General features: G+C 73.6%; 21 protein-coding genes and 1 pseudogene. 11 read left to right on the forward strand and 11 right to left on the reverse strand.

Going from position 1 to position 23850, the window contains the following annotated elements; translation table 11 throughout:
* Window positions 1-73 precede the first annotated feature (73 nt).
* From ACFVXJ_RS04440 to ACFVXJ_RS04450, 3 genes and pseudogenes are all read left to right on the forward strand, one after another.
* A pseudogene (locus ACFVXJ_RS04440) lies at window positions 74-1688 on the forward strand (alkaline phosphatase D family protein).
* A 172-nt stretch (window positions 1689-1860) separates the two neighbouring features.
* Window positions 1861-3288 carry a GNAT family N-acetyltransferase gene (locus ACFVXJ_RS04445; protein WP_389658365.1) on the forward strand — a complete coding sequence of 476 codons (1428 nt, stop codon included), beginning with the start codon at window positions 1861-1863 and terminating at the stop codon, window positions 3286-3288.
* 152 nt (window positions 3289-3440) lie between these two features.
* On the forward strand, window positions 3441-5147 hold the full coding sequence (locus tag ACFVXJ_RS04450; RefSeq protein ID WP_389658368.1) for a DUF885 domain-containing protein: 1707 nt from the start codon (window positions 3441-3443) through the stop codon (window positions 5145-5147).
* A gap of 63 nt (window positions 5148-5210) precedes the next feature.
* Here ACFVXJ_RS04450 and ACFVXJ_RS04455 read toward each other — a convergent pair whose 3' ends face one another.
* A complete protein-coding gene (locus ACFVXJ_RS04455; protein ID WP_389658371.1) occupies window positions 5211-5741 on the reverse strand; it encodes a rhodanese-like domain-containing protein in 531 nt (176 codons plus the stop codon).
* 93 nt (window positions 5742-5834) lie between these two features.
* On the opposite strand from ACFVXJ_RS04455, the gene ACFVXJ_RS04460 reads away from it, so the two are divergent.
* Entirely contained in the window at window positions 5835-6281 is a 447-nt protein-coding gene (locus ACFVXJ_RS04460) for an Lrp/AsnC family transcriptional regulator (protein ID WP_389658375.1), read from the forward strand.
* 27 nt (window positions 6282-6308) lie between these two features.
* On the opposite strand, the gene ACFVXJ_RS04465 is transcribed toward ACFVXJ_RS04460, so the two are convergent.
* From ACFVXJ_RS04465 to ACFVXJ_RS04475, 3 genes are all read right to left on the reverse strand, one after another.
* Window positions 6309-9323 carry an AAA family ATPase gene (locus tag ACFVXJ_RS04465; protein ID WP_389658378.1) on the reverse strand — a complete coding sequence of 1005 codons (3015 nt, stop codon included), beginning with the start codon at window positions 9321-9323 and terminating at the stop codon, window positions 6309-6311.
* A complete protein-coding gene (locus ACFVXJ_RS04470; RefSeq protein ID WP_389658381.1) occupies window positions 9320-10489 on the reverse strand; it encodes an exonuclease SbcCD subunit D in 1170 nt (389 codons plus the stop codon). Before ACFVXJ_RS04470 ends, ACFVXJ_RS04465 begins: the two co-directional genes overlap by 4 nt.
* Before the next feature lie 124 nt (window positions 10490-10613).
* Window positions 10614-11240 carry a YigZ family protein gene (locus tag ACFVXJ_RS04475; RefSeq protein WP_389658384.1) on the reverse strand — a complete coding sequence of 209 codons (627 nt, stop codon included), beginning with the start codon at window positions 11238-11240 and terminating at the stop codon, window positions 10614-10616.
* A 98-nt stretch (window positions 11241-11338) separates the two neighbouring features.
* On the opposite strand from ACFVXJ_RS04475, the gene ACFVXJ_RS04480 reads away from it, so the two are divergent.
* Entirely contained in the window at window positions 11339-11743 is a 405-nt protein-coding gene (locus tag ACFVXJ_RS04480; RefSeq protein ID WP_389658634.1) for a CoA-binding protein, read from the forward strand.
* A 27-nt stretch (window positions 11744-11770) separates the two neighbouring features.
* Here the strand turns inward: ACFVXJ_RS04480 and ACFVXJ_RS04485 are convergent, their stop codons facing one another.
* Entirely contained in the window at window positions 11771-12367 is a 597-nt protein-coding gene (locus tag ACFVXJ_RS04485; protein ID WP_389658637.1) for an XRE family transcriptional regulator, read from the reverse strand.
* A gap of 119 nt (window positions 12368-12486) precedes the next feature.
* On the opposite strand from ACFVXJ_RS04485, the gene ACFVXJ_RS04490 reads away from it, so the two are divergent.
* Window positions 12487-13353: an EamA family transporter gene (locus tag ACFVXJ_RS04490; protein WP_389658387.1), complete on the forward strand. Its 867-nt coding sequence runs from the start codon at window positions 12487-12489 to the stop codon at window positions 13351-13353.
* Here ACFVXJ_RS04490 and ACFVXJ_RS04495 read toward each other — a convergent pair.
* Window positions 13350-14219: an acyltransferase gene (locus ACFVXJ_RS04495; protein ID WP_389658390.1), complete on the reverse strand. Its 870-nt coding sequence runs from the start codon at window positions 14217-14219 to the stop codon at window positions 13350-13352. The two genes, ACFVXJ_RS04490 and ACFVXJ_RS04495, sit on opposite strands and share 4 nt — an antisense overlap.
* 128 nt (window positions 14220-14347) lie before the next feature.
* Here ACFVXJ_RS04495 and ACFVXJ_RS04500 point away from each other — a divergent pair, with 128 nt between their 5' ends.
* Window positions 14348-14893 carry a gamma carbonic anhydrase family protein gene (locus ACFVXJ_RS04500; protein WP_389658393.1) on the forward strand — a complete coding sequence of 182 codons (546 nt, stop codon included), beginning with the start codon at window positions 14348-14350 and terminating at the stop codon, window positions 14891-14893.
* 31 nt (window positions 14894-14924) lie between these two features.
* On the opposite strand, the gene ACFVXJ_RS04505 is transcribed toward ACFVXJ_RS04500, so the two are convergent.
* A complete protein-coding gene (locus tag ACFVXJ_RS04505) occupies window positions 14925-15590 on the reverse strand; it encodes a DedA family protein (protein WP_389658396.1) in 666 nt (221 codons plus the stop codon).
* 223 nt (window positions 15591-15813) lie between these two features.
* A complete protein-coding gene (locus ACFVXJ_RS04510) occupies window positions 15814-16266 on the reverse strand; it encodes a DUF4442 domain-containing protein (protein ID WP_206308643.1) in 453 nt (150 codons plus the stop codon).
* A gap of 96 nt (window positions 16267-16362) precedes the next feature.
* On the opposite strand from ACFVXJ_RS04510, the gene ACFVXJ_RS04515 reads away from it, so the two are divergent.
* A complete protein-coding gene (locus ACFVXJ_RS04515) occupies window positions 16363-17403 on the forward strand; it encodes a hypothetical protein (protein ID WP_389658399.1) in 1041 nt (346 codons plus the stop codon).
* A 71-nt stretch (window positions 17404-17474) separates the two neighbouring features.
* Window positions 17475-18764: an MFS transporter gene (locus ACFVXJ_RS04520; RefSeq protein ID WP_389658402.1), complete on the forward strand. Its 1290-nt coding sequence runs from the start codon at window positions 17475-17477 to the stop codon at window positions 18762-18764.
* Between the two features lie 22 nt (window positions 18765-18786).
* On the opposite strand, the gene ACFVXJ_RS04525 is transcribed toward ACFVXJ_RS04520, so the two are convergent.
* The 3 genes from ACFVXJ_RS04525 to tuf form a co-directional block, all read right to left on the reverse strand.
* On the reverse strand, window positions 18787-19578 hold the full coding sequence (locus ACFVXJ_RS04525) for a spermidine synthase (protein ID WP_389658640.1): 792 nt from the start codon (window positions 19576-19578) through the stop codon (window positions 18787-18789).
* An 87-nt stretch (window positions 19579-19665) separates the two neighbouring features.
* Window positions 19666-20511 carry a patatin-like phospholipase family protein gene (locus ACFVXJ_RS04530; RefSeq protein WP_389658405.1) on the reverse strand — a complete coding sequence of 282 codons (846 nt, stop codon included), beginning with the start codon at window positions 20509-20511 and terminating at the stop codon, window positions 19666-19668.
* Window positions 20512-20617: 106 nt separating this feature from the next.
* On the reverse strand, window positions 20618-21796 hold the full coding sequence (tuf, locus tag ACFVXJ_RS04535; RefSeq protein WP_389658409.1) for an elongation factor Tu: 1179 nt from the start codon (window positions 21794-21796) through the stop codon (window positions 20618-20620).
* Window positions 21797-22194: 398 nt separating this feature from the next.
* On the opposite strand from tuf, the gene ACFVXJ_RS04540 reads away from it, so the two are divergent.
* A complete protein-coding gene (locus tag ACFVXJ_RS04540; protein ID WP_389658412.1) occupies window positions 22195-22923 on the forward strand; it encodes a TVP38/TMEM64 family protein in 729 nt (242 codons plus the stop codon).
* A gap of 48 nt (window positions 22924-22971) precedes the next feature.
* Window positions 22972-23844, forward strand: coding sequence for an undecaprenyl-diphosphate phosphatase (locus ACFVXJ_RS04545; protein WP_389658415.1), 873 nt, complete (start codon window positions 22972-22974; stop codon window positions 23842-23844).
* The last annotated feature ends 6 nt before the right edge of the window (window positions 23845-23850 follow it).

Genomic DNA, 23850 nt, shown 5'->3' on the forward strand with positions numbered 1-23850 from the left:
GGCGACGGGGCCGGGCCGGTGTGCGACGGCACACTGGTCCGGCCCGCCCCCCGCCGGCCCCTGGAGACACTCCATGGCACCCACGCCGCACACCCGACGGTCCCTGCTCGGCAGTTCACCGGCCGTCCCGGTCGGCGTCACCCTGTCCGGCGCGTTCGCCGCACCCGCGTTCGCCACACCGGCGTTCGCCGCCGCCCACCAGGCTCCGGCCTCGCCCTGTCAGGCCGCCCGAGCGCCCAGTGGGGCGTCCAGTCCGGCGAGATCACCGCTCACTCCGCCACCGTCTGGACGCGCTCCGACCGTCCGGCGCGCATGTACGTCGAGACCTCCCCGAGCGAATCGTTCCGCTATGGCGTGCACCGCCACGACGGCCCCTTCCTCGGACCCGCGACCGACTTCACCGGCACCACCACCCTGCGCGACCTGCCGCCCGGACGGCAGATCCACTACCGCGTCCTGCTCGCCGATCCCACCGACCCGCGCCGCACCGGGGAGCCGGTCCACGGCACCTTCCGCACCACGCCCGTCTCACGCCGCGACGACGTGCGCTTCCTGTGGTCGGGGGACCTCGCCGGTCAGGGCTGGGGCATCAATCCCGACCTCGGCGGGTACCGCGTCTTCGAGGAGATGCGGCTGCACGACCCCGACTTCTTCCTGTTCAGCGGTGACACGATCTACGCGGACGGCCCGCTCCAGGCTTCCGTCGCCCGCCCCGACGGCAGCGTGTGGCACAACGTCACCAGCGAGGAGAAGGACAAGGTCGCCGAGACCCTGGCCGAGTTCCGCGGGAACTTCCGCTACAACCTGCTCGATCGCAACCTCCGCGACTTCAACGCCCAAGCCCGTGCTCGCGCAGTGGGACGACCACGAGGTGCGCGACAACTGGTACCCGGGCCCGGTTGATCGAGGACCCCCGCTACACCGTCAGGGACGCCGACACCCTCGCCGCCCGGGCCCGACAGGCGTTCGGGGAGTACTTCCCCGTCACCGACCTGCGCGGTGGCCGCGCCGAGGGCCGGATGTACCGGGTGATGCGGTACGGCCCGCTGCTCGACGTGTTCGTCCTGGACATGCGGACGTACCGCGACGCCAACTCCCCCGGTACCCAGGCCGTGGACCCGATCGGCATCCTCGGCGCGGAACAACTGGTCTGGCTCAAGCGCGAGCTGTCCCGCTCCCGCGCCACCTGGAAGGTCATCGCCGCCGACATGCCGCTGGGCATCGTCGTCCCCGACGGCGTCGCGAACTTCGAGGCGGTCGCCCAGGGCCGCGACCCCGGCGCACCGCTCGGCCGTGAACTCCAGATCGCCGAACTCCTGCGCCACATCAAGCACCGGCGCATCACCGGCACGTTGTGGCTCACCGCCGAGGTCCACTACACGGCCGCGAACCACTACGCCCCCGAGCGCGCCGCCTTCACCGACTTCGCGCCGTTCTGGGAATTCGTCTCCGGCCCCATCGGCGCGGGCGGTTTCCCGGCGGGCCGGCTCGACGCCACCTTCGGCCCGCGCACGGCCTGCGTCCAGTCGGCGCCGGTCGCCAACATGTCCCCCGCGGAGAACCCCCCGTACTACGGAGAGGTGTCGATCGGCGGCGGCAGCGGCGAGCTGACCGTCCGCTTGCGCCGCGAGGGAGGTGGCGTACTCTTCACCACCACGCTCCAGCCGGGGCGCGTGGGGCAGGCGTAGACCTCCCCCCCCAGGGCCGCCCTCGGAAACCGCTTCGAAACAGGTAGGCCGCCCCCGGTCGGACCAAATCGGACCAACACCCCGGATCGACCACATCGACCAGATCGACACTTAACCAGTCGGTCACAGATCGTTCGTGATCACGCAACACCCCTGCGCCACAGTGGTGTGCATGACTGACCGTAACCCCGCCTCCGCCCAGCGTGCCCACCGCCACCACCACTGGCGCCGCGACCTCGTCGAACTGGCCGCCCTGTTCTGCGCCGTCGCGGTCGCCGACGGCATCGCCAATCTCGTCGCGCACGGCCCCCGGGGCCCCATACTGCTGGTGGCCTCGGCCGTCGCACTCCTGGTCACGGCGGCGTTCCACACGTGGTGGGCGCGCCGGCACAGCCATGCGCCGCCGCCGGGCACGGCGCTCCCCGATCCGGGCGGCCGGGCAGCCGTCGCCGCCTCCTCCCCGTCCACGACCGCCGCGCTGTGGCGGATGCGCACGACGGTGCGTGACGAGCCCGGCAGCCTGGCCGCACTCTGCTCGGCCCTCGCCCGCAACGGCGCGGACATCCTGACCCTCCAGACCCACCCGCTGCCCGAGGGCGGCACCGTCGACGAGTTCCTGCTCCGCGCCCCCCTGCAGTTGCCCTCCGCCGACCTGACCCGGGCCATCGCCGGGGCCGGCGGCCGCGACACCTGGATCGAACGCGCCGACGCACACGACCTGGTCGACACCCCCACCCGGGTCCTGGGCCTGGCCACCCGCACCGCCCTGGACGCCGCCGAACTCCCCCTGGCCCTGCGTCAACTGCTCGGCCGCTGCACCATCCACTCGATCCCCGCGACCACCCTCTCCGGCCGCCCCAACGCGGGCGCCGACGCCCCGGTCGAGGGCGTTCTGGAGGCCACGGTGATGCGGCTGCGCGATCCGTCGGGTGGCGCCATCACCGTCGAGCGCCCCTACCTGCCCTTCACCCCGACCGAGTTCGCCCGCGCCCGAGCCCTGGTCGAACTCGACGCCCGGCTGGGCCCGCGCGTGCCGCGCAGCCAGGACGTGCTGACCCTGCCCGAGGGCAACGAGATCACCGTGCGCCGCGCCGACGGCTCCGACCGGGCCGCCGCCCGCGCCATGCACGACCGCTGCTCCGAGCGGACGCTGGGCCTGCGCTACCACGGCCCGGTGACCGACGCCGACCGCTACCTCGGGCACCTGCTGAGCCCCCGCTTCGGTCGAACCCTCGCCGTCACCACCGCCTCCGGGAAGCTCATCGCCCTCGGCCACCTGCTGTGGGACGGTGACGAGACCGAGGTGGCGCTGCTCATCGAGGACGACTGGCAGCGCCGCGGCATCGGGTCCGAGCTGCTGCGCCGCCTCATCGCCATGGCGGTCGAGGCGGGTTGCGACAGCGTGTACGCCGTCACCCAGGCCTCCAACACCGGCATGGTGGCCGCCATGCGCGGCCTCGGTCTGCCGCTGGACTACCAGATCGAGGAAGGCACACTGGTGATCACCGCCCGGTTGGGCGCGACGCCGGTCGCCTCGCGGGTCCCGTACGAAGTCCCGCGCGAGCGGCCCGCCCAGGAGGTTCGGCGCCGGCGGGACTGACCGGCCGCGGTCGGAAAGAAACACGGCCCGAAAGGGCAGGCTGAACGCCCGGAGGGCGGCCCCCCGGAGGCCCGGGTCCGCCCTCCCCCCGGTAAGCAGGCCGAGAGCGAACGCAGATGACGCGGGGAGGCCACCCGTACGAAGATGGCCGCATGTCAGACACCCTCCACAGTGACAGCGCCTCCCGGCTTCCCCGTCAGGTAGCGGACGCCTACGTCGACGACCTGATCGCCATGGACCCGATCATCGGCACCTACCTCGGTGTCACCTCCAGCTCCGACAAACTCCCCGACTTCTCCCCCGCCGGTCGCGCGGCGGTAGCCGACCTCGCCCGCGCCACTCTCGCCCGGCTCGACGCCGCCGAGCGGCTGCCCGGCGCGGACACCGACGTCGAGCGGCGCTGCGGCCGGCTGCTGCGCGAGCGGCTGACGGCGGAACTCGCCGTATACGAAGCCGACGAGGATCTGCGCGCGGTCAGCAACATCCACTCGCCGGCGCACGCGGTCCGCGAGGTCTTCACCCTGACCCCGGCCGAGACCGAGGAGGACTGGGCCGCGATCGCCCGGCGGCTGCGCGCCGTTCCCGAGTCCTTGGCCGGCTACCGGGAGAGCCTGCGCGTCGGGCTGGAGCGCGGCCTGTACGCCGGCCCCCGCGCCACCGCCACCTTCGTCGGCCAGCTCACCACCTGGGCGGGCCAGGACGCCGACGACGAGCGGGACTTCTTCGGCGGGTTCGCCGCGGCCGGCCCCGAGGCACTGCGCGCGGAACTGGACAAGGCCGCGGCCGGGGCGACCGCCTCGGTCGTGGAGCTGCGCGACTGGATGCGCGACGTCTACGCCCCCGCCGTCGAGGGTCGGCCGGACACCGTGGGCCGTGAGCGGTACGCCCGCTGGGCGCGGTACTTCAACGGCACCGACCTGAACCTGGACGAGGCGTACGCCTACGGCTGGGCTGAATACCACCGGCTGCTGGCCGAGATGAAGGCGGAGGCCGCGAAGATCCTCCCGGGCGCGGGTCCCTGGGAGGCGCTCAAGCACCTCGACGAGCACGGCACCCACATCGAGGGCGTCGACGAGGTACGGGTCTGGCTCCAGGGCATCATGGACGAGGCCATCGAGAACCTCGACGGAACCCACTTCGAACTCGCCGAGCGGGTCAAGAAGGTGGAGTCCATGATCGCGCCGTCGGGCGGCGCCGCGGCTCCCTACTACACCAACCCCTCCGAGGACTTCTCCCGCCCCGGGCGCACCTGGCTGCCGACCATGGGCCAGACCCGGTTCCCGGTGTACGACCTCGTCTCCACCTGGTACCACGAGGGCGTTCCGGGCCACCACCTCCAGCTCGCGCAGTGGACGCACGTGGCGGACCGGCTCTCCCGCTACCAGGCCAGTGTCGGCATGGTGAGCGCGAACGTCGAGGGCTGGGCCCTGTACGCGGAGCGCCTGATGGACGAACTCGGGTACCTGCGCGACGCCGAACAGCGGCTGGGCTACCTGGACTGCCAGATGATGCGCGCCGCGCGGGTCATCGTGGACATCGGCATGCACCTGGGCCTGGAGATCCCGGCGGACTCCCCGTTCCACCCGGGCGAGCGTTGGACGGTGGAGTCGGCGCAGGAGTTCTTCGGCCTGCACAGCGGCCGGCCGGCGGACTTCATCGAGAGCGAGGTGACGCGCTACCTGTCGATGCCGGGGCAGGCGATCGGCTACAAGCTGGGCGAGCGCGCCTGGCTGCTCGGTCGGGACAACGCGCGCGCCGCGCACGGCGACTCCTTCGACTTGAGGGCGTGGCACATGGCGGCGCTGTCCCAGGGCTCGCTGGGCCTGGACGACCTGGTGGACGAGCTGTCGAAGCTGTGACGGATCCGGCGGGCCGCCCGTCTCCCCACCGGGGCGAGCGGCCCGCCGCGCCGAACGGCGGTTTCAGCAGCCGCAGTCGTCGGAGCCCGTGGGCGCCGTCAGCGGGTCGGCTTCGGCGCGCCGCTCGCTGCCCTGCCAGGTCTCGACCTCGAAGCCCTCACGGATCCAGTATTCGATCCCGCCGAGCATCTCCTTGACCTGGAAGCCGCGTTCGGCGAGGGCCAGGGCGGAGCGGGCGGCGCCGTTGCAGCCGGGGCCCCAGCAGTAGGTGACCACCGGGACGTTCCTGTCCAGGAGCCGTTCGGCATGCTCGGGGACGAGGGCGGTGGGCAGGTGGATCGCTCCGGGCACGTGGGCCTGGTCCCAGGCGGGCGTGGAGCGGGAGTCGACGAGCTGGAAGCCGAGTTCGGCGCCCCGCTCGCGGTGGGCCTTGAAGGCGGCGGCGACATCGGACACATCCGCGTGGAAGGCCAGGCTCGCCGCGAAGTAGGCGGCGGCTGCGGCCGGGGCGGCCGGGGGCACCCGGAGCACGGGGTTGGCCGAGACCGGGGCGGCGGTCGCGGGGGCGGCGGGGTGGTCCTGTGTCGTCGTCATGGCTGAGAATCTACGAGTCGTCGAACACCCGTGGAAGTGGATTTCCTCGGCCTTCCCCTTGTTCGGCCGGGAAATCCCCGCTAGACCTGCACCATGGCCGAGTATTCACCGGACGCCACCGACTGGCGGATCCTGCAAGCCCTCCAAAACGACGGCCGGGCCGGCTTCACCGACCTGGCCCGCACCGTGTCCATGTCCGCCAGTGCCGTCACCGAACGCGTGCGGCGGCTGGAGGAAGCGGGCGTCATCACGGGCTACACCGCCGTCGTGGATCCGGCGAAGCTCGGCAAGTCGATCCTCGCCCTGATCCGGCTGCGCTACCCGCACGGCAACTACAAGCCGTTCCATGATCTTTTGGAGACGACCCCCGAGATCCTGGAGGCGCACCACGTGACGGGCGACGACTGTTTCGTCCTCAAGGTCGCCGCGCGCTCGATGTCGCATCTGGAGGAGATCGCCGGGCGGATCGCCGGTCTCGGCCCGGTCACCACCAGCATCGTCTACTCGTCGCCGCTCCCCCGCAGGCCGCTCGGTCCTTGAGCGGACCCGTGCGACGGCGCCGGCGGTTCAGTTCGCCGCGGCGCCCGCCATACGGTGGCGCACGACCGAGCCGCCGCGCTGCTTGACGATCTCCAACTGGGCCTGGACACGGCTGCGCAGGTCGGCGACGTGGCTCACGATGCCGACGCTGCGGTCGCGTTCGCGCAGCGAGTCCAGTACGTCGAGCACCTCGTCCAGGGCCTGGTCGTCGAGGCTGCCGAAGCCCTCGTCGATGAAGAGGGTGTCCAGGCGCATGCCGCCCGCCTCGTCGGTGACCACGTCGGCCAGTCCCAACGCGAGGGCCAGCGAGGCGAAGAAGGTCTCCCCGCCGGACAGGGTGGCGGTGTCCCGCTCGCTGCCGGTCCAGGCGTCCACGACGTGCAGTCCCAGGCCGGAACGGCCCCGTCCACCGGCCCGCGCGTCGGAGTGGACCAGCGTGTAGCGGCCGCCCGACATGCGCAGCAGTCGTACCGTGGCCGCGGCCGCGACCTGTTCCAGGCGCGCCGCGAGAACGTACGACTCCAGCCGCATCTTGCGCTCGTTGTCGGCGGAGGTGCCCGCGGTGAGTCCGGCCATCCGCGCCACCCGGTCGTACTCCTCGCGCAACGGGCCCAAGGCGCGCAGCTCCTGCTCCGCCTGCCGTGAGAGCCGGTCGAGTTCGGCGCAGCGCACGCGGGCGGCGTCGACGGCCGAGCCCGCCGCCCGCAGTTTCGCCGCGGCGACGGCCGCGTACTCCTCGGCGCCCTCGGGGTCGGCGGGCGGCAGGGCGGCCGCCGCGACGGTCTCCCGCTCCGCGCGCCGGTCCGCCAGCATGGCCTCCTCGGCCTGCCAGGCGTCCAACCGGTGCTGGAGCGCGGTGCGTTCGTACTCGGGCAGTACGGCGTCGGCCGCCGCCCCGGTGGTGTCGAAGCCGGCCTTGAAGGCGGCGTCGGCCAGTTGGTCGTCGGCCTCCTTGAGCCGCGCGGCGGTGGCGTCGGCGCGGCGCAGGGCGGCGGCGGCCGCGGTGACGATCCGGACCCGGTCCTCCAGAACGCGGGCGCGGGCCGCGACACTGGGCGCGTCGCCCCGTACGAGAGCCAACTCGGCCTCCAGCACGGCCTGCTCCCGGTCCAGGGCCTCCCGCCGGGAGGCCCGGGCGGCGGCCCGGCGTTCGGCGTCGAGCCGGTCGGCGCTGCGGGCGGCGTACTCCCGCTCGGCGCGGGCCAGCCGCTCCCGGGCGGTGTGCAGCCCGGCCGCCTCCGCGTGGGCGGCGGCGTGTCGGGCGCTGAGGTCGGAGGTGAGCTCCAGGAGTTCGGCGGTGGTGGCGTCCCCGGCGGCGGCCGCGGCCTCGGCCTCGGCCTCCCGGACGGCGGCCAGTTTCCGCTCGGCGGTGCCCCGCCGCTCCTCGGCCTGCTCGAAGCGGGCGTGGGCGGCGTCTTCGGCGGCCCGGTCGACGTGTCCGGCGGTCGGGCGCGCGGGGAGCGGGTGCTCCGCCGATCCGCACACCGCGCAGGGCTCCCCCGCCACCAGGGCCGCGGCCAGTTCGGCGGCGATCCCGCGCAGCCGGGTCTCCTTCAGCTCCAGCCAGCTCTCGCGCGCGGCGGCGGACTCCTCGCGCAGCCGCAGCAGCGCGGCGTCCGCGACCTCGGCGTCGGCGGCGAGGGCGTCGCGCCGGCGGGCGGCGTTCAGGTGCAGCCGGGCCGGTTCCAGCCGGGCCGCGAGCTGCTCGGCGAGGGTGGCGGCCTGCTGGGCGGCTTCGACGCGTCCGGCCAGCTCGGCGCGGGTGTACTCCCAGTGGGCGAGCCACTCGGCGGACTCCTGACGTTGTTCCTCGGCGTCCCGGGACTCCCGGTCCAGCGTGGCCCGTTCGCGGCCGATCTCGGCGCTGCGCTGCTCGGCCCGTCGGGCCGCGCCGACGGCGCCGAGTTCCTCCCGCAGCCGTTGCTCGAAGGCGGCGAGCTGCTCGGCCCCCGCTTCGGCCAAGCCGGACGGGAGTTCGGCGAGGGCGAGGCTCTGCGCGTGGGCGGCGGTCAGGTGCGCGGCGGCGGCCGCTCCGCGCAGCTCCAGGGCGGGGGCGACGAGGGCGCCGCGGCGGGCCCGGTCGAGCAGGGCGCGCACCCGTTCGCGTTCGGGCCCGGCGGCTTCGAGCAGGGCGGCCCGGCGGGCGGTCTCCGCGTGCCGGCGTTGCAGCCGGTCGAGTTCCCGCGCCTCCTCGGCGGCCCGCCGGGCGGCCGCGTACCGGCCCTCCACGGCGGCCAGCGCGTACTCCGCGACGGTCAGCCGCTCCCGGGCGGCGCAGCGGGCGATCGCCGCCCAGGCGCGGACGGCCTCGGCGAGTCCGGGGTCGCCGGGCTGGTGCCGGGGCAGCGGCCAGGCCCGCAGGTCGGCGCTGTCCCCGGCGGCCTGGGCGATGCGCTGGGCGACGCCGAGTACCTTCTCGTCGCCCGCGCGCACCTTGGCCTCGGCGGTTCGGCGCCGCTCGGCGAGCAGGGTTTCGACCGCGGCGAAGCGGCGGGTGTCGAAGAGCCGCCCCAGGAGCCGGCCGCGCGCTTCGGCGCCGGCGCGCAGGAACTGGGCGAACTCGCCCTGCGGCAACAGCACCACCTGGCAGAACTGTTCGCGGCTCATGCCGAGCAGTTGCTCGATCTCCTCGCCGATCTCCTGGTGGGAGCGGCTGAGCCCCTGCCAGGCGCCGTCGAGGCGTTCGCGCAGCCGGCTCTGGGCCCGGTCCCTCGTCGTTCCGCTGCCGCGCTTCTTGGGCCGGTCCTGCTCGGGCCGCCGGGTGATCTCCAGCCGGCGCCCGCCCGCGGTGAGTTCGAGGGTGACCTCGGTCGCGGTGTCGGGGGCGGCGTGGTCGCTGCGCAGGCTGGTGAGGTGGGGGAGGCGGGAGCCGGGCACCGCGCCGTAGAGCGCGAAGCAGACGGCGTCGAGGACGGAGGTCTTCCCGGCGCCGGTGGGTCCGTGGAGCAGGAAGATCCCGGCGCCGGAGAGGGCGTCGAAGTCGATCTCCTGGGGCTCGGCGAACGGCCCGAAGGCGGTGACGGTGAGCCGGTGCAGCCTCATCGGAGGGTCTCCTGGTCCACGGCCTGGGTGCGTACGTCGTCGAAGGCGCCCCGCAGCACCGCGCGTTCGGCGTCGTCGGCGCGGCCGCCACCGCGGACGTGCGCGACGAAGTCCTCGGCGATCTCCTGGTCGGTGCGGCCCTTCAGGCGCTGCGCGTAGGAGGCGGTGCCGTCCTCCTCGCGGCCCTCGGGGTCGAAGGCGAGGCTGAGGACGTGCGGGAAGCGGGCGGCGAGGCGGGCCATGGGGTCCTGGGGGCGGACGGCGTCGGTGAGGGTGGCCTCGATCCAGCGGTCCTCGTGGGCGTCGAGGGCCGGGTCCTCCAGCAGTTCCTCCAGCCGGCCGCGGAGCCGGCCGAGGGCGCGCGGTACGGGTGTGTCGATCCGCTCGGCGGTGACGAGTTCGCCGGCCGCCCCGAGTTCGATCAGCCACATCGTCTTGCGGTGGTCGGTCTCGGAGAAGGAGTAGGCCAGCGGGGAACCCGAGTAGCGGACCCGTTCGGTGATCTTCTGGCAGCCGTGGAGGTGGCCGAGGGCCACGTAGTCGACCCCGTCGAAGACGGCGGCGGGGACGGCCTCGACCCCGCCGACCGTGATGTCGCGCTCGCTGTCGCTGGCCTGCCCGCCGGTGACGAAGGCGTGGGCGAGGACGATGGAGCGGGTCCCGGGAGTCCGGCCGGCGAGGTCGGCGCGCACCCGGTCCATGGCCGCGCCCAGGACCGCCTCGTGGCCGACCTTCGGCGCGCCGAGGGCCTCCTTCACCAGGGCGGGCTCCAGGTAGGGGAGCCCGTACAACGCCACGTCACCGTGTACGTCGGCCAGCACCACGGGGTCGGCGCAACCGGCCGGGTCGGTCCTGAGGTATATCCCGGCCCCCTCGATCAATCCGGCGCCGACCCCCAGCCGGCGGGCGGAGTCGTGGTTCCCGGAGATCATCACCGTGGGCACGCCGAGCGCGGCGAGCCGGTGCAGGGCCCGGTCGTACAGCTCGACGGCGGGCAGCGGGGGCACGGCCCGGTCGTAGATGTCACCGGCGACCAGGACGGCGTCCACCCCGTGTTCCTCGACGGTCGCGACGAGGTGGTCGATGAAGGCGGCCTGGGCGTCGAGCATGTTGACGCGGTGGAAGGACCGTCCGAGGTGCCAGTCGGAGGTGTGCAGAAACTTCACTCGCCGGCCTCGCCGCGCATGCCCGTCCCCCGTGGTCGTCCTCTGGCCCTCTGCCCCCTACGCTAACCCGTCGCGCGGGTCGCCACGGCCGCTCCGGCAGGTCCGGCAGGTCCGTGCCCGGCGGTCAGGGCGCGTAGGTCTCCCCGCCCAGGGTGAGGGTCGCGCCGCCCGCGGTGCTGTCCGCCAGCCATGCCTCGAAGGCGGGGAGGTCGGCTTCGGGGAGGGCGACCTCGATCTCGACGGCGGAGCCGTAGCGCAGGTCGACGACGGTCCGGCCGGTGGAGCGCAGGTCGTTCTGGGTCTTGCCGGCCCGCTGGTGGTCGACGGTGACGGTGGCCAGCCGGTAGCGCCGACGGGTGACGGTGCCGAGCGCGTCGAGGGCCTCGCCGACGACCCCTCCGTAGGCCCTGATCAAGCCGCCGGCGCCGAGCTTGACGCCGCCGTAGTACCGGGTGACGACGGCGACCGCGTACCGGATGTCGCGCCGCGTCAGCATCTGCAGCATCGGCACCCCGGCGGTGCCGCCCGGTTCGCCGTCGTCACTGGCCTTCTGCACGGAGGCGTCGGCGCCGATCACGTAGGCGAAGCAGTTGTGCGAGGCGGTGGGGTGCTCCTTGCGGACCCGCGCGACGAATTCCTGCGCCTCCCGCTCCGTCGCGGCGGGCGCGAGCGAGCACAGGAACCGCGAGCGGTTGATCTCCGCCTCGTGCACGCCCTCCCGGGCCACCGTCACGTACTGGTCTGCCTTCACCGCTCCACCCTACGGGGAATCGGACAGGCGTCCGCGCGGTTGATCCCCGCGTGCGGGCCGGGACGAGCCGGGCCGGCGGGCAGCAGGAGGCGGTGCGCGTGTACGGCGACCAGGAAACCATCCGCAGGATCCTCACCGAGGCCGGGGACACCTGGGCCGTGGTGGGCCTGTCGAACAACGAGAGGCGGGCGGCCTACGGGGTGGCGCGCGTGCTGCAGCGGTTCGGGAAGCGGGTGGTTCCCGTACACCCCAAGGCGGAGACGGTGCACGGCGAGCCCGGGTACGCGTCGCTCGCGGACATCCCGTTCCCGGTGGACGTGGTCGACGTCTTCGTCAACAGCTCGCTCGCCGGTCCGGTCGCCGACGAGGCGGTGGCGATCGGCGCGCGCGCCGTCTGGTTCCAGCTCGGGGTGATCGACGAGGCCGCCTGCGCGCGGACGCGCGAGGCGGGCCTGCTGATGGTCATGGACCGGTGCCCCGCGATCGAGATCTCCGCCCTGTAGCGGCGCCCGCGGCGTCGCCGACGCCCGTCAGGGCGAGGCCGGCGGCTCCTGGCCGCCGACCGGCGGGATGGAGACCGCCATCGTCATCTCCATCGGCTCCGGGCCGTCGTTGCGGTACTCGTGCGGGACGTTCGCCTCGAAGGAGACCGCCCCGCCCTGCGGCACCTCGTACGGTTCGCCGTCGACGGTGAGGGTGAGCCGTCCCGCCGTGACGTGCAACATCTCCAGGGTCCCGGCCGGGTGCGGGTCCGACGCCGTGCCCTCGCCCGGCTCCAGCCGGTACGCCCACACCTCCAGCGGGCCGCGCCGGTCGTCGCCGAGCAGCATCGTCGCGCCGCTGCCCCCGTCCGTGGACCACATCCGCACCCCCTCGCCGGGCGGCACGAGGTGGACCCGCGGGCCGCGGTCGCGGTCCAGCAGCGTGGTGATGCTCACGCCGAGGGCGTCGGCCAGTTTGACCGTGGTACCGACGCTGGGGTTCGTGCGGGCCTGCTCGATCTGGATGATCATCCCGCGGCTCACGCCCGCCCGCGCCGCCAACGCCTCCAGGGTGAAGCCGCGTTCACCTCGCCAACGCCTGAGGTTGCGCGCGAGCGCTTGGGTGAGCTGTTCCAGGTCCGACACCATTCCCCCAGCTTCTGCGTCCAATATCTTGGATGACACAGTCCAGCAGACTGAACTACGGTGTGGTGTACTCGACGCTGCACCCCACCGTTCACCACACTGTACTGCGAGGTCCCCGCATGACCGTCCTCTTCGCCCTGGCGACAGCCCTGCTGTGGGGACTCGCCGACTTCGGCGGCGGGCTGCTGACGCGCCGCATACCGGCGCTGACGGTGGTGGTGGTCTCACAGGTCGTCGCCGTCGTCGTGCTCGGCACGGTGGTGCTCGCCACCGGCGCCTGGCGGGAGGCCGGGCCGCAGCTGTGGTTCGCGGTGGCCGCCGGGCTCGTCGGACCGGTCGCGATGCTCAGCTTCTACAAGGCGCTGGCCCTGGGTCCGATGGGCGTGGTCTCCCCGCTCGGCTCCCTCGGCGTGATCGTTCCCGTCGGAGCCGGTCTGGCGCTGGGCGAGCGCCCGGGTCCGGGTCAGTTCGCCGGCATCGCGGTGGCCGTCGTCGGCATCGTCCTGGCCGGCGGACCGGAACTGCGCGGAGCGCCGGTACAGCGCCGGGCCGTCCTGCTCACCCTGGTCGCCGCGTTCGGCTTCGGCGCGGTGATGGCCCTCATCGCGGAGGCGTCCCACACCGTCACCGGGCTCTTCCTGGCCCTGTTCGTGCAGCGCGTGACCAATGTGGTCGCGGGCGGCACGGCCCTGTGGGCGCAGGTGCGGCGGGGCGCGCCCGCCCTGCCGGACGGCAGTGGACCGCGGGTCCTGTGGCGGCTGCTGCCGGCGCTGGCCTTCGTCGGGCTCGCGGACGTCGCGGCGAACGGCACGTACTCCGTCGCCGCGCAGAGCGGCCCGGTCACGGTGGCCGCCGTGCTCTCCTCGCTCTACCCGGTGATCACGGCGCTCGCCGCCTTCGCCGTCCTCAAGGAGCGCCTGCGTACGGTCCAGGCCGCCGGAGCCGGCCTCGCCCTCGCGGGCACCGTCCTGCTCGCCGCCGGTTAGCCCGCCGGTCGGCCCACCGCCGGTCGGCCCGCGCCGGAGCCGAGCCGCTCGCCCTTGGGGTCCGTCTCCCTCTCCGGCTCGGCCACTGCCACTGCCACCGCCGTGGCCTCCGCCTCCGCCGCGGCCTCCGCCTTGGCTTCGGCCTCCGCCAGGGCGGCCAGGCCGCGCAGTTGCTCCGAGGTGATGCCGTCGGCGATCGGGACCGGCGCCGGGGTGCGCAGTGGCGGCTGCCAGCCCGTCTCGGGCTCCCATCGCCGCACGATGCGCGCCGGGGCCCCCGCCACCACCGCGTGGTCCGGCACCTCGCCCCGTACGACGGCTCCGGCCGCCACGACGACGTTGCGGCCGAGCCGCGCGCCCGGCAGGATCACCGCCCCGGTCCCCAGCCAGCAGCCCGGGCCGATCTCCACCGGCGCGCTGCGCGGCCACTGCCGGCCGACCGGCTCGTGCGGGTCGTCGTAGCTGTGGTTGGTGGAGGTGATGTACACGCCCGGTCCGCAGAAGGTGTCGTCCCCAATACTGATCCGGGCATCGGCTATGACGTGGCTGCCGCGGCCGAGGACGACGCCGTTGCCGAGCACGAGCAACGGGTCGGGGCCGAGGTCCAGGTCGGGCATCATCCCGGCCGTCAGGGTGACCTGCTCGGCGATGATGCAGTGGTCGCCGAGGCGGATCCACCGCTCGCCGAAGACGGTTCCCTGGGGGAAGGCGAGGCGCGTGCCGTGGCCGATCGCGCCGAAGCGCAGCCGCCCGGGCGTCTCGGGGGTCACGGCCCCGGCCCGTTGCATCCAACGCCACCCGGCGTGGACGGCGCGGTTGGCCATACGACGGCGCAGGGATGAGAACGTGTTCTGGTTCTTCGGCACCGGGTCACCGTAGCGTGCCGCGCGCCGCCACCGCGCCGTGATCTTCACCCCATCGGCGAAGGCCCCGCCCCCGTGTCCTACGGTGCTGTGAGCGCGGCACGGAGCACAGCGAACCGAGGGAAGAGAACATGACACAGCAGACGGACCGGGCACTCGTGGCGGGCGTGGGCGGGAAGCGGCCGTTCGTCGACCCGTCGGCCTTCACCGCGCCCACGTCCGTGGTGGTCGGCGACGTCACGCTCGGCGCCGGCTCCAGCATCTGGTACTCGGCGGTGCTGCGCGCCGACTGCGGCCCGATCGTCCTGGGCGCCGACAGCAACGTGCAGGACAACTGCACCGTCCACGTGGACCCCGGGTTCCCCGTCACCATCGGCGAGCGCGTCTCCATCGGCCACAACGCCGTCGTGCACGGCTGCACCGTCGAGGACGACTGCTTGATCGGCATGGGCGCGACCGTCCTGAACGGCGCGGTGATCGGCGCCGGGTCGCTGGTGGCGGCGCAGGCCCTGGTCCCACAGGGCATGGTGGTGCCGCCCGGCTCGCTGGTCGCGGGAGTCCCGGCCAAGGTGCGGCGGGAGCTGACGGGGGAGGAGCGCGAGGGCATCCGGGTCAACGCCCGGATGTACACGGGGCTGGCCGAGCAGCACCGCGCGGCGGTGGGCCCGACCGCCTGACCGGGCCCACCGGAGCCGCCCGGCGTCGGTCTCAGTCCGAGATCGACGCCGGCGCCGGGGCCGCGGGTTCGTCCTCGGCCGCGCTCGCCGCGGCCGCCGCCTTCCGCATCCGGTGGCGCAGCACCAGGGTCACCGTGAGCCCGATCAGCAGGGCCGCGACCAGCGCCAGCCACGAGAACCGCTTCAGCCAGGGTTCGGCGACGACGCCGACGGTGTAGATGACGGCGGTCGTGCCGCCCGCCCAGATGATCCCGCCGAGCACGTTGGCGATGAGGAACTTCCAGTACGGCATGCGCAGCACGCCCGCCAGCGGTCCGGCGAAGATCCGCAACAGGGCCACGAACCGCCCGAAGAAGACGGCCCACATGCCCCACTTCTCGAAAGAGCGCTCCGCGAGGGCGACGTGCTGCGGCCCGAAGTGCTTGGGGAAACGCCGACCCAGCCGCTCCAGCAGCGGTTTGCCGCCCCGGCGCCCGATCGCGTACCCGATGGAATCGCCGATGACGGCGCCCGCGATGGCGCACAGTCCCAGCACCACCGGGTCGATGTGCCCCTGCTGCGAGGCCAGCAGGGCCGCGCTGACCAGGATGATCTCACCGGGCAGCGGAACGCCCAGGCTCTCCAGTCCGATGACCAGCCCCACCAGGAGGTAGACGCTGATCGCCGGGATCGTCTCCAGCCATTCCTGGATGTGCACCGGTACGTCCTCCAGAGTCGTCCCCGGCGCGCCCCCTGTGACACGCCGAACAGGCAGCCTATCCGCTCGCCACGACAGCCTTCCCGCTCAGCGGCGGTTCGCTCGATTGGAGCGGCCCGCGCCGGACCGCTCCCCGCCCACTGTCGGCCCGCGCCCGCCGGCCCGCGCCGGGATGCGCCCCCGGTGCCCGTGGGGTCGGCCCCGCGGCGGCGCCGACGACGTGTTACGCGTTGGGCCGCAGGGTCCAGACGACGGTCATCTCGCCGGTCACGGCCTCGTCCTCGCGCCGGATCGCGACGGTGACGGGGAACTCGGGGCGACCGCCCGCGTCGAGTTCCGCCACGACCTCGGCGGCCGGGCGGCCGAGGGTGGCGGTGGCGGTGACGACGCCCTTGGCCAGCTTCTTGTAGCCGATCTCGGCCTTGACGGCGAGCGGTACGGCGCGCGAGAGCTGGTCCCCGAACGCGGCGAGGACGATGGCTCCGCTCGCGGACTCGGCCAGGGTGAACATCGCGCCCGCGTGCGGACCGCCGACGTGGTTGTGGAAGTCGGGCTGGTCGGGCAGCCGGACAACGGCTCGTTCCGGGGTCGTCTCCAGGAACTGGAGGTTCAAGGTGCGGGCCATCGGCACGGTCGCGGCGAGCAGTTCGCCCACGTTCATCTGTTCTGCGCTCATGACACGCGATGTTACCCACGAGTAAGCGCCCTTGACCAGACCGGACGAGGGGGCGGCCGTGGCCACTGTCCTTGCCTCCCACTATCGTTACCGGCCATGTGGCCAGGACAGCAGCAGCCGCCCGGGGGACAACCCGACCCCCGGGACGCGCAACAGAACCCGTACCAGCAGCAGCCGGGACAGCCGAACCCGTACCAGCAGCCGCCGCAACCGGGATTCGGTGAGTCGCAGCCCGGCTACGGATACCCGCAGGCGGGCTACCAGACGCCGCCGCCCGTTCAGCCGTGGGGTCAGCCCCAGCCGGCATCGCAGCCGCCGACCCGCGGCAGGAGCCCGTACGCCACGAAGACCGTGGCCATCGTCGCCGCCGCCGCCGTGGTCGTGACCGCGGCCGTCACCGGGACCTTCGTCCTCACGCGCGACAACAAGACCACCCACCAGGCGAACGACAAGCCGGTCACCGCGTCGTCGGCTCCCCCCGTCAGTTCGCCCCCGCCGCCGGCCCCGAGCGGCAACCCGCGCGCCGGCGGCGAGGTCAAGCCGGTGATCCCCGGCTGGAAGGTCGTCGTCAACCCGTTGCACGGCACGGCCTTCGACGTACCGGCGGACTGGACCGTCGCCAGCTCCGGCATGAGCAGCGGCTTCGAGGACTCGAAGAAGGGCGACGGCTCGCCGCTCGTCATGATGACGGCGCCGGCCTACTACAAGCAGGACTGGTGCAAGGTCGACTCCAACAAGGACGGCAAGGAGGAGACCACCGAGCTGGCCGGGACCGGCGCCAAGGGCGCCCAGGGCGCCAAGGACACCGCCGAGGCCGCGCGCATCGCGGCCGAGAACTGGGTGTACGCCGCCTACGCCCAGGACGCGCCGAACCCGAAGGAGACGGTCAAGTCCACGGACGCCAAGGACTACACGACCCTCTCCGGCCTCAAAGGCAGCTTCTCCACCGCCACCGCCACCGGCCTGCCGAAGAAGAACAAGTGCTCCTCGGACGGCAAGAGCATCGCCTTCGCGTACAAACTCGCCAACGGTGACTTCGCCGTCTGGGTCCTCTACGCGGCCGCGGGCGTCCCGGGAGAGGTCTCCAAGGAGACGTACGAGAAGATCCTGAGCTCGGTCCGCCTCACCGGCAGCTGATCCACGGTCTCCCCCGCCCCGGGCCGACAATCCGTTTGGATTCCCGACCAGGGGCGGGGGATAGTCCCGGGGTGAGTTCTCCCCCCGCCGCCCCGTCCCGCACGCCGTTCCGCCGCCGGCCCGCCTGGGCCGGCCGCAACTACACCCTGCTGACCGGCGCCGCCGTCGTCACCAACCTCGGCAGCCACGGGGCGCTGATCGCCGCCGCCTTCGCCGTCCTGGACGCGGGCGGCAGCACGGGCGACGTCGGTCTGGTGGCGGCGGCCCGCACCCTGCCGCTCGTCCTCTTCCTGCTGATCGGCGGCGCGCTGGCCGACCGGCTGCCGCGCCACCGGGTGATGGTCGCGGCCAACGCCCTCAACTGCCTTTCCCAGGGCGCCTTCGCCACGCTCGTCCTCGCCGGTGACCCGAAGCTGTGGCAGATGATGCTGCTCACCGCCCTCTGCGGCACCGGCACCGCCTTTTTCAACCCGGCCGCCGAGGGCATGCTGATGGCCGGCGTCTCGGGCGAGCACGCCAGCCGCGCCTTCGCCCTGTTCCGGATGGCCGTGAACGGAGCGGGCATCGGCGGCGCGGCCCTCGGCGGGGCGATGATCGCCGCGATCGGTCCGGGCTGGGTACTGGCGGTGGACGCCGCCGCCTTCGCCGTCGCGGGCGCGCTACGGGCCTTCCTGCGGGTCGGCCACATCGCCGACCGGGCCCCCGGCGGAGGTCTCCTGGCGGATCTGCGCGAAGGTTGGCACGAGGTCACGAGCCGCTCCTGGCTGTGGGGGATCGTGCTCCAGTTCTCCGTCGTCGTCGCCGTCGTGGGCGCGGCGGAGGCCGTGTACGGGCCCCTGGTCGCCCGGGACCGACTGGGCGGCCCCGCTCCGTGGGGGGCGGCCCTGGCCTTCTTCGGCCTGGGCACGATCGGCGGGGCGCTCCTCATGACCCTGTGGAAGCCGCGCCGCTTGCTGCTGGTCGGCACGCTGTGCGTGTTCCCGATGGCGCTGCCGTCCGCCGCGCTGGCGGTGCCGCTGCCGGCCTGGGGGCTGTGCGCCGTGATGCTCGTCAGTGGCGTGGCCATCGAGGTGTTCGGCGTGAGTTGGATGACGACCCTGCACCAGGAGATACCGGAGGACAAGTTCTCCCGGGTCTCCGCCTACGACTGGTTCGGCTCCGTGTCGATGCTCCCGCTGGCCACCGCACTGGCCGGCCCCGCCGAGACGCTCCTCGGCCGTACGCGGGCCCTGTGGGGATGCGCGACGCTCGTGGTCGTGGCCACGGCCCTGGTCCTCGCCGTCCCGGACGTACGCCGCCTCACCCGCCGTCCGACACCCGAGTCGGCCCCCGAACCGACGCCCGAGCCCGCAGCCGTGTGAAGCCCCGCCCACAGCGGTGCGGCTATCCGACGCTGAACGCCCCCGCCGGGGGCTCCGGCGAGGCCACCGCCTCGGCATCCCGCACCGGAACCGCGCCCCGTACCAGCCGGGCGAGGGCCGCGCCCGCCTCCACCCGGGCCGGGAACGCGTCGGCCGCGCACCGCCGGGCCAGGGCCGCCACCGGGATCTCCCGGTCCGAGGCCACCAGCACCGCGTTGCCGAACCTCCGCCCCCGCAGCACCCCCGGCTCGGCGATCAGCGCCGACTCCGCGAACACCGCCCCGAAGTTCGCCAACTGCCCGCGCAGGAAGGCGAACGGCGCCCCGTCCGCCAGGTTCGCCACGTACAGTCCGCCGGGCCTCAGCACCCGCGCCACCTCCCGCGCGTACTCCAGCGAGGTGAGCCGCGCCGGGACCCGCGAGCCCCCGAAGACGTCCGCGACCACCACATCGGCGCTCGCCTCGGGAGCGCCCTCCAGCCAGGCCCGCGCGTCGGCGGCGTGCACCGTGATCCCGGAGTCCTCGCCCCACGGGAGGTGCTCCGCCACCAGGGCCACCAGCCCCGCGTCGAACTCCACGACCTGCTGCCGGGACCCCGGCCTGGTCGCGGCGGCGTATCGCGGGAGCGTCAGCGCGCCCCCGCCCAGGTGCAGCAGGTCCAGCGGCGCCCCCGGCTCCGCCGCGCGGTCCAGGACGTGGGCGAGGCGGCGTACGTACTCGAACTCCAGGTGCTCGGGCTCGTCGAGGTCGACGTACGACTGCGGCGCCCCGTCGACGGTCAGCAGCCAGGCCCGCTCCAGGTCCACGTCCGGCATCAGCTTGGCGGTTCCCTGGCCCACGTCCCGGATCACCGGGATCTGCTCGTCGTTCACCCCACCATTGTCAGGCCCTCCGGACGCCGGTCAGGCCCCCCAGACGCGCGCCGCCTCCGCCGCGTGCGCCACCGCCTGGGCCAGCCCCGCGCGGGCGGCCGGGTCCCGCCGGGCGGGATCCAGGACGTTGCGCCCGAAGGTCTTGCGGGCCTCGGCGGACGGGGTGATCAACAGGACTTCCGCCCCGGCCTTCCGCAGCCGCTCGGCCTGCGCGGCGGGCGAGGGGATCAACTTCGATCCGAGCGACATCGGCGCGATGATCACCACCCGCTCGTAGCCGGCGGCGAGGTCGGCGTTGGTCGCGGAACGGACGCCGCCGTCGATGAACCGCCGGCCGTCCACGGTCACCGGCGGCCACACCCCGGGCACCGCGCAGCTCGCCGCGACCGCGTCCACCAACCCGGCTCCGCTCTCCCGGTCGAAGGCCGCCAGTTCCCCGGTCAGCGCGTCGACGGCGGTCACGACCAGCCGCCGCTCGGGCCACTCGTACGAGACGAGCCGGGCCTTCAACACCTCGCGGCGCACCGCCTCGGGCTCGGTCCGGGCGGCCAGCGCGAAGGCACCGACCCGGCGCCGGTAGGTCGCGGCGTCCCGGGAACGCAGCATCGAGACGGCGTACCGCGCGAAGGTGCCGGCTCCCAGCCTCGCCGCGAGCTCGCCGGCCGGGTCCCCGAGCTGGCGCTCGTACAGTTCCCTCGGCGTGAGCAGCCCGGAGGTCAGCTGGGCGCCGACGACCGAACCGGCCGAGGTGCCGACCACGAGGTCGGCGGTGGTCAGGTCCGTGCCCGCCGCGGCCAGCCCGCACAGGATGCCGGTCTCCCAGCCGACCCCGGTCAGTCCGCCGCCGCCGAGCACCAGTGCCGTCTTGCCGTCCATCGCCGCCCGCCCCTCGTCCCGTCGCGCCCTTGTGGTGACGGCAGTCTGACGCAGCCCCACCACCGCCACCACACCGGGTGCCCCACCGGCTCCCCTGGGGCCGGAGCTAGCCCACCGAGGTGACCGTCCCCGCGCCGACCGTGCGGCCGCCCTCGCGGATCGCGAAGCCGAGGCCGGCCTCCAGGGGAACGTCACGGCCCAGTTCGACGGTCATGGTGACCGTCTCCCCCGGCCGGGCCACCGCCACCGCCCCCAGGTCCACGTCCCCGACCACGTCGGCGGTTCGGATGTAGAACTGGGGCCGGTACCCGGAGGCCACCGGCGTCGTCCTGCCGCCCTCCCGGCCGGAGAGCACGTACACCCGGGCGGTGAAGCGGCGGCCGGGCACGACGCTGCCGGGCGCCGCGACCACGTGCCCGCGGCGCACCCCGTCGCGCGGCACGCCGCGCAGCAGCATGGCCACGTTGTCCCCGGCCTCGGCGGACTCCATCGGCTTGCCGAAGGTCTCCAGGCCGGTGACCACCGTCTCGACCGGCTCGCCGGCGCCGCCGAGCACGCTGACCCGGTCGCCCGTCCGCACGCCGCCGCGCTCGACGGCCCCGGTGACGACCGTGCCGCGCCCGGTGATGGTCAGCACGTTCTCCACCGACAGCAGGAACGGCGCGTCCGTGTACCGCACGGGCATCGGCACGTACGTGTCCACCGCGTCCAACAACGCCTCGACGGCCGCGGTCCAACGCGGGTCGCCTTCGAGCGCGCCGAGCCCGGAGACCCGTACGACCGGCGCGCCGTCACCGCCGTAGCCGTGGGCGGTGAGCAGGTCGCGGACCTCCAGCTCGACCAGGTCGGTGAGCTCCGGGTCCCCGGCGTCGGCCTTGTTGAGGGCCACCACGATGTGGTTCACGCCGACTTGGCGGGCGAGCAGCACGTGCTCGGCGGTCTGGGGCATCACCCCGTCGAGCGCGGAGACGACCAGGATCGCGCCGTCGAGCTGGGCCGCTCCCGTCACCATGTTCTTGATGTAGTCGGCGTGGCCGGGCATGTCGACGTGGGCGTAGTGGCGGGTGTCGGTCTCGTACTCGACGTGCGTGAGGTTGATGGTGATGCCGCGCCGGGCCTCCTCGGGGGCCCGGTCGATGCGGTCGAAGGGGACGAAGGAGGCTCCGCCGCGCTCGGCGAGGACCTTGGTGATGGCGGCGGTGAGGGTCGTCTTGCCGTGGTCGACGTGTCCCATGGTGCCGATGTTGAGGTGCGGCTTGGTACGCACGAAGGCCGTCTTGGCCATGATGTCTTCCCGTGTGTCGCGAAGCTGAGAGCGGGACCCCCGGAGCGAACCGACCCTCCCCCTGTGGGGTCCGCCGGACGTTCCGGGAAGGGTCAGCTTCGTGCGCCGTCGAATGCGGCGAAGGGCAGTGCCTCTGCGAGGACGGCAGCCTTCGGCGCGTCCGCGACTGCGGACGGCGCTGCGGGGAAGGCGTACCGGGACATGCGGTTGATCCTGCCTCAGGGTGCCCGGGGGCCGCGAACGCTTTTTCAGGACGGCGAACGGCGCCCGGCACGACGTGGCCTTCGTCACGGTCCGCGCGGGGCGCGGACCGCCGGCCTCGTGGGTGTCGGCCGCCGTTCGTCCGCGCGTGACCCGCGGGACGGCGCCTCGTCTGACCCGTCGGCTAGTCTCCCGGAATGTCCCTTCTCCTCGCGCCGTGGACCCGGCTGTCGCTGCTCGTCCTGCTGCTCGCGGCGGGCGGCGTGGGCGTGCTGTCGTACCAGCCCCAGCGGCTGCTTTCGGAGGGCTTGCCGCCGGGGCTCCCGGTGGGGACGGCGACGCTGCTGTTCGCGACGGTGTACGGCCTGTGCACGGCGGCGTTCGTCCCGAGGCCGTTGCTGAACCTGGCGGCCGGCGCGGTGTTCGGTTCCCCGCTCGGGTTGGTCGCGGCGGTCGCCGGCACGGTCTTCGGCGCCGCGATCTCCTTCGGCCTGGGCCGGGCACTGGGCCGTGGCGCGCTACGGCCGCTGGTGCGCGGCCGGTGGCTGCGCGCGGCCGACGGACAGCTCGACCGCCACGGCTTTCGCTCGATGCTCGTGATCCGCCTCTTCCCGGGGGTTCCCTTCGCGGCAGCCAACTACTGTGCGGCGGTGTCCCGCTGCGGCTGGCTGCCCTTCCTCTGCGCGACCGCCCTGGGCACCGTCCCCAACACCGCCGCGTACGTGATCGCCGGGGCGAGCGCCTCCTCCCCGGATTCCCCCGCGTTCCTCGTCTCGTTCGGATTCATCGCGGTGTCGGGGGTGGTCGCGGCGGCGGTCGCCTGGCGCAAGCGGCACCGCCTCGCGCCCCCGTCCGCGCCGGCGGCGGCGTACGGTCTCGCCCCCCAGCACCCCCCTGCGGTCACCGGTGTCAACCACGGGCCCTAGCATCGGACGCGACCTTCCCGACGATCACAAGGACGAGCGCACCCCGACATGAGCTGGTTCGAATCCCTAATCCTCGGTCTCGTCCAGGGGCTTACGGAGTTCCTCCCGATCTCCTCGAGCGCCCACCTCCGGCTGACCGCGGCATTCGCCGGCTGGCAGGACCCGGGCGCGGCCTTCACCGCGATCACGCAGATCGGCACCGAGGCCGCCGTGCTGATCTACTTCCGCAAGGACATCGCGCGGATCGTGTCCGCCTGGTTCCGTTCGCTCTTCGACAAGTCGCTGCGCGGGGACCAGGACGCCAAGATGGGCTGGCTGGTGATCGTCGGCTCGATCCCCATCGGTGTGCTGGGTGTCACACTCAAGGACGCGATCGAGGGCCCCTTCCGCGATCTTCGGCTGACCGCCGCCACCCTCATCGTGATGGGCATCGTGCTCGGCATCGCCGACCGCCTGGCGGCGCGTGACGAGGAGGGCGGCCGGCACCGCGCCGTCCGCGAGCGCAAGACGCTCAAGGAGCTCGGCGTCAAGGACGGTCTGATCTTCGGCATCTGCCAGGCGATGGCGCTGGTGCCGGGTGTCTCCCGGTCCGGCGCGACGATCTCCGGCGGTCTGCTGATGGGCTTCACCCGCGAGGCCGCGGCACGTTACTCCTTCCTCCTCGCCATCCCGGCGGTACTCGCCTCGGGCGGCATGGAGTTGACGAAGCTGGGTGAGGGCCAGGTGTCCTGGGGCCCGACGGTCTTCGCCACGGTCATCGCCTTCTTCGTCGGTTATGTGGTGATCGCCTGGTTCATGAAGTTCATCTCCAGCAAGAGCTTCATGCCCTTCGTGGTCTACCGCATCCTGCTGGGCATCGCCCTGATCGTCCTGATCAGCATGAACGTGCTGAGCCCGCACGCGGGCGAATCGGCGGGGTAAATCACC

Source organism: Streptomyces sp. NPDC058279, assembly GCF_042881255.1.
Classification (GTDB): domain Bacteria; phylum Actinomycetota; class Actinomycetes; order Streptomycetales; family Streptomycetaceae; genus Streptomyces.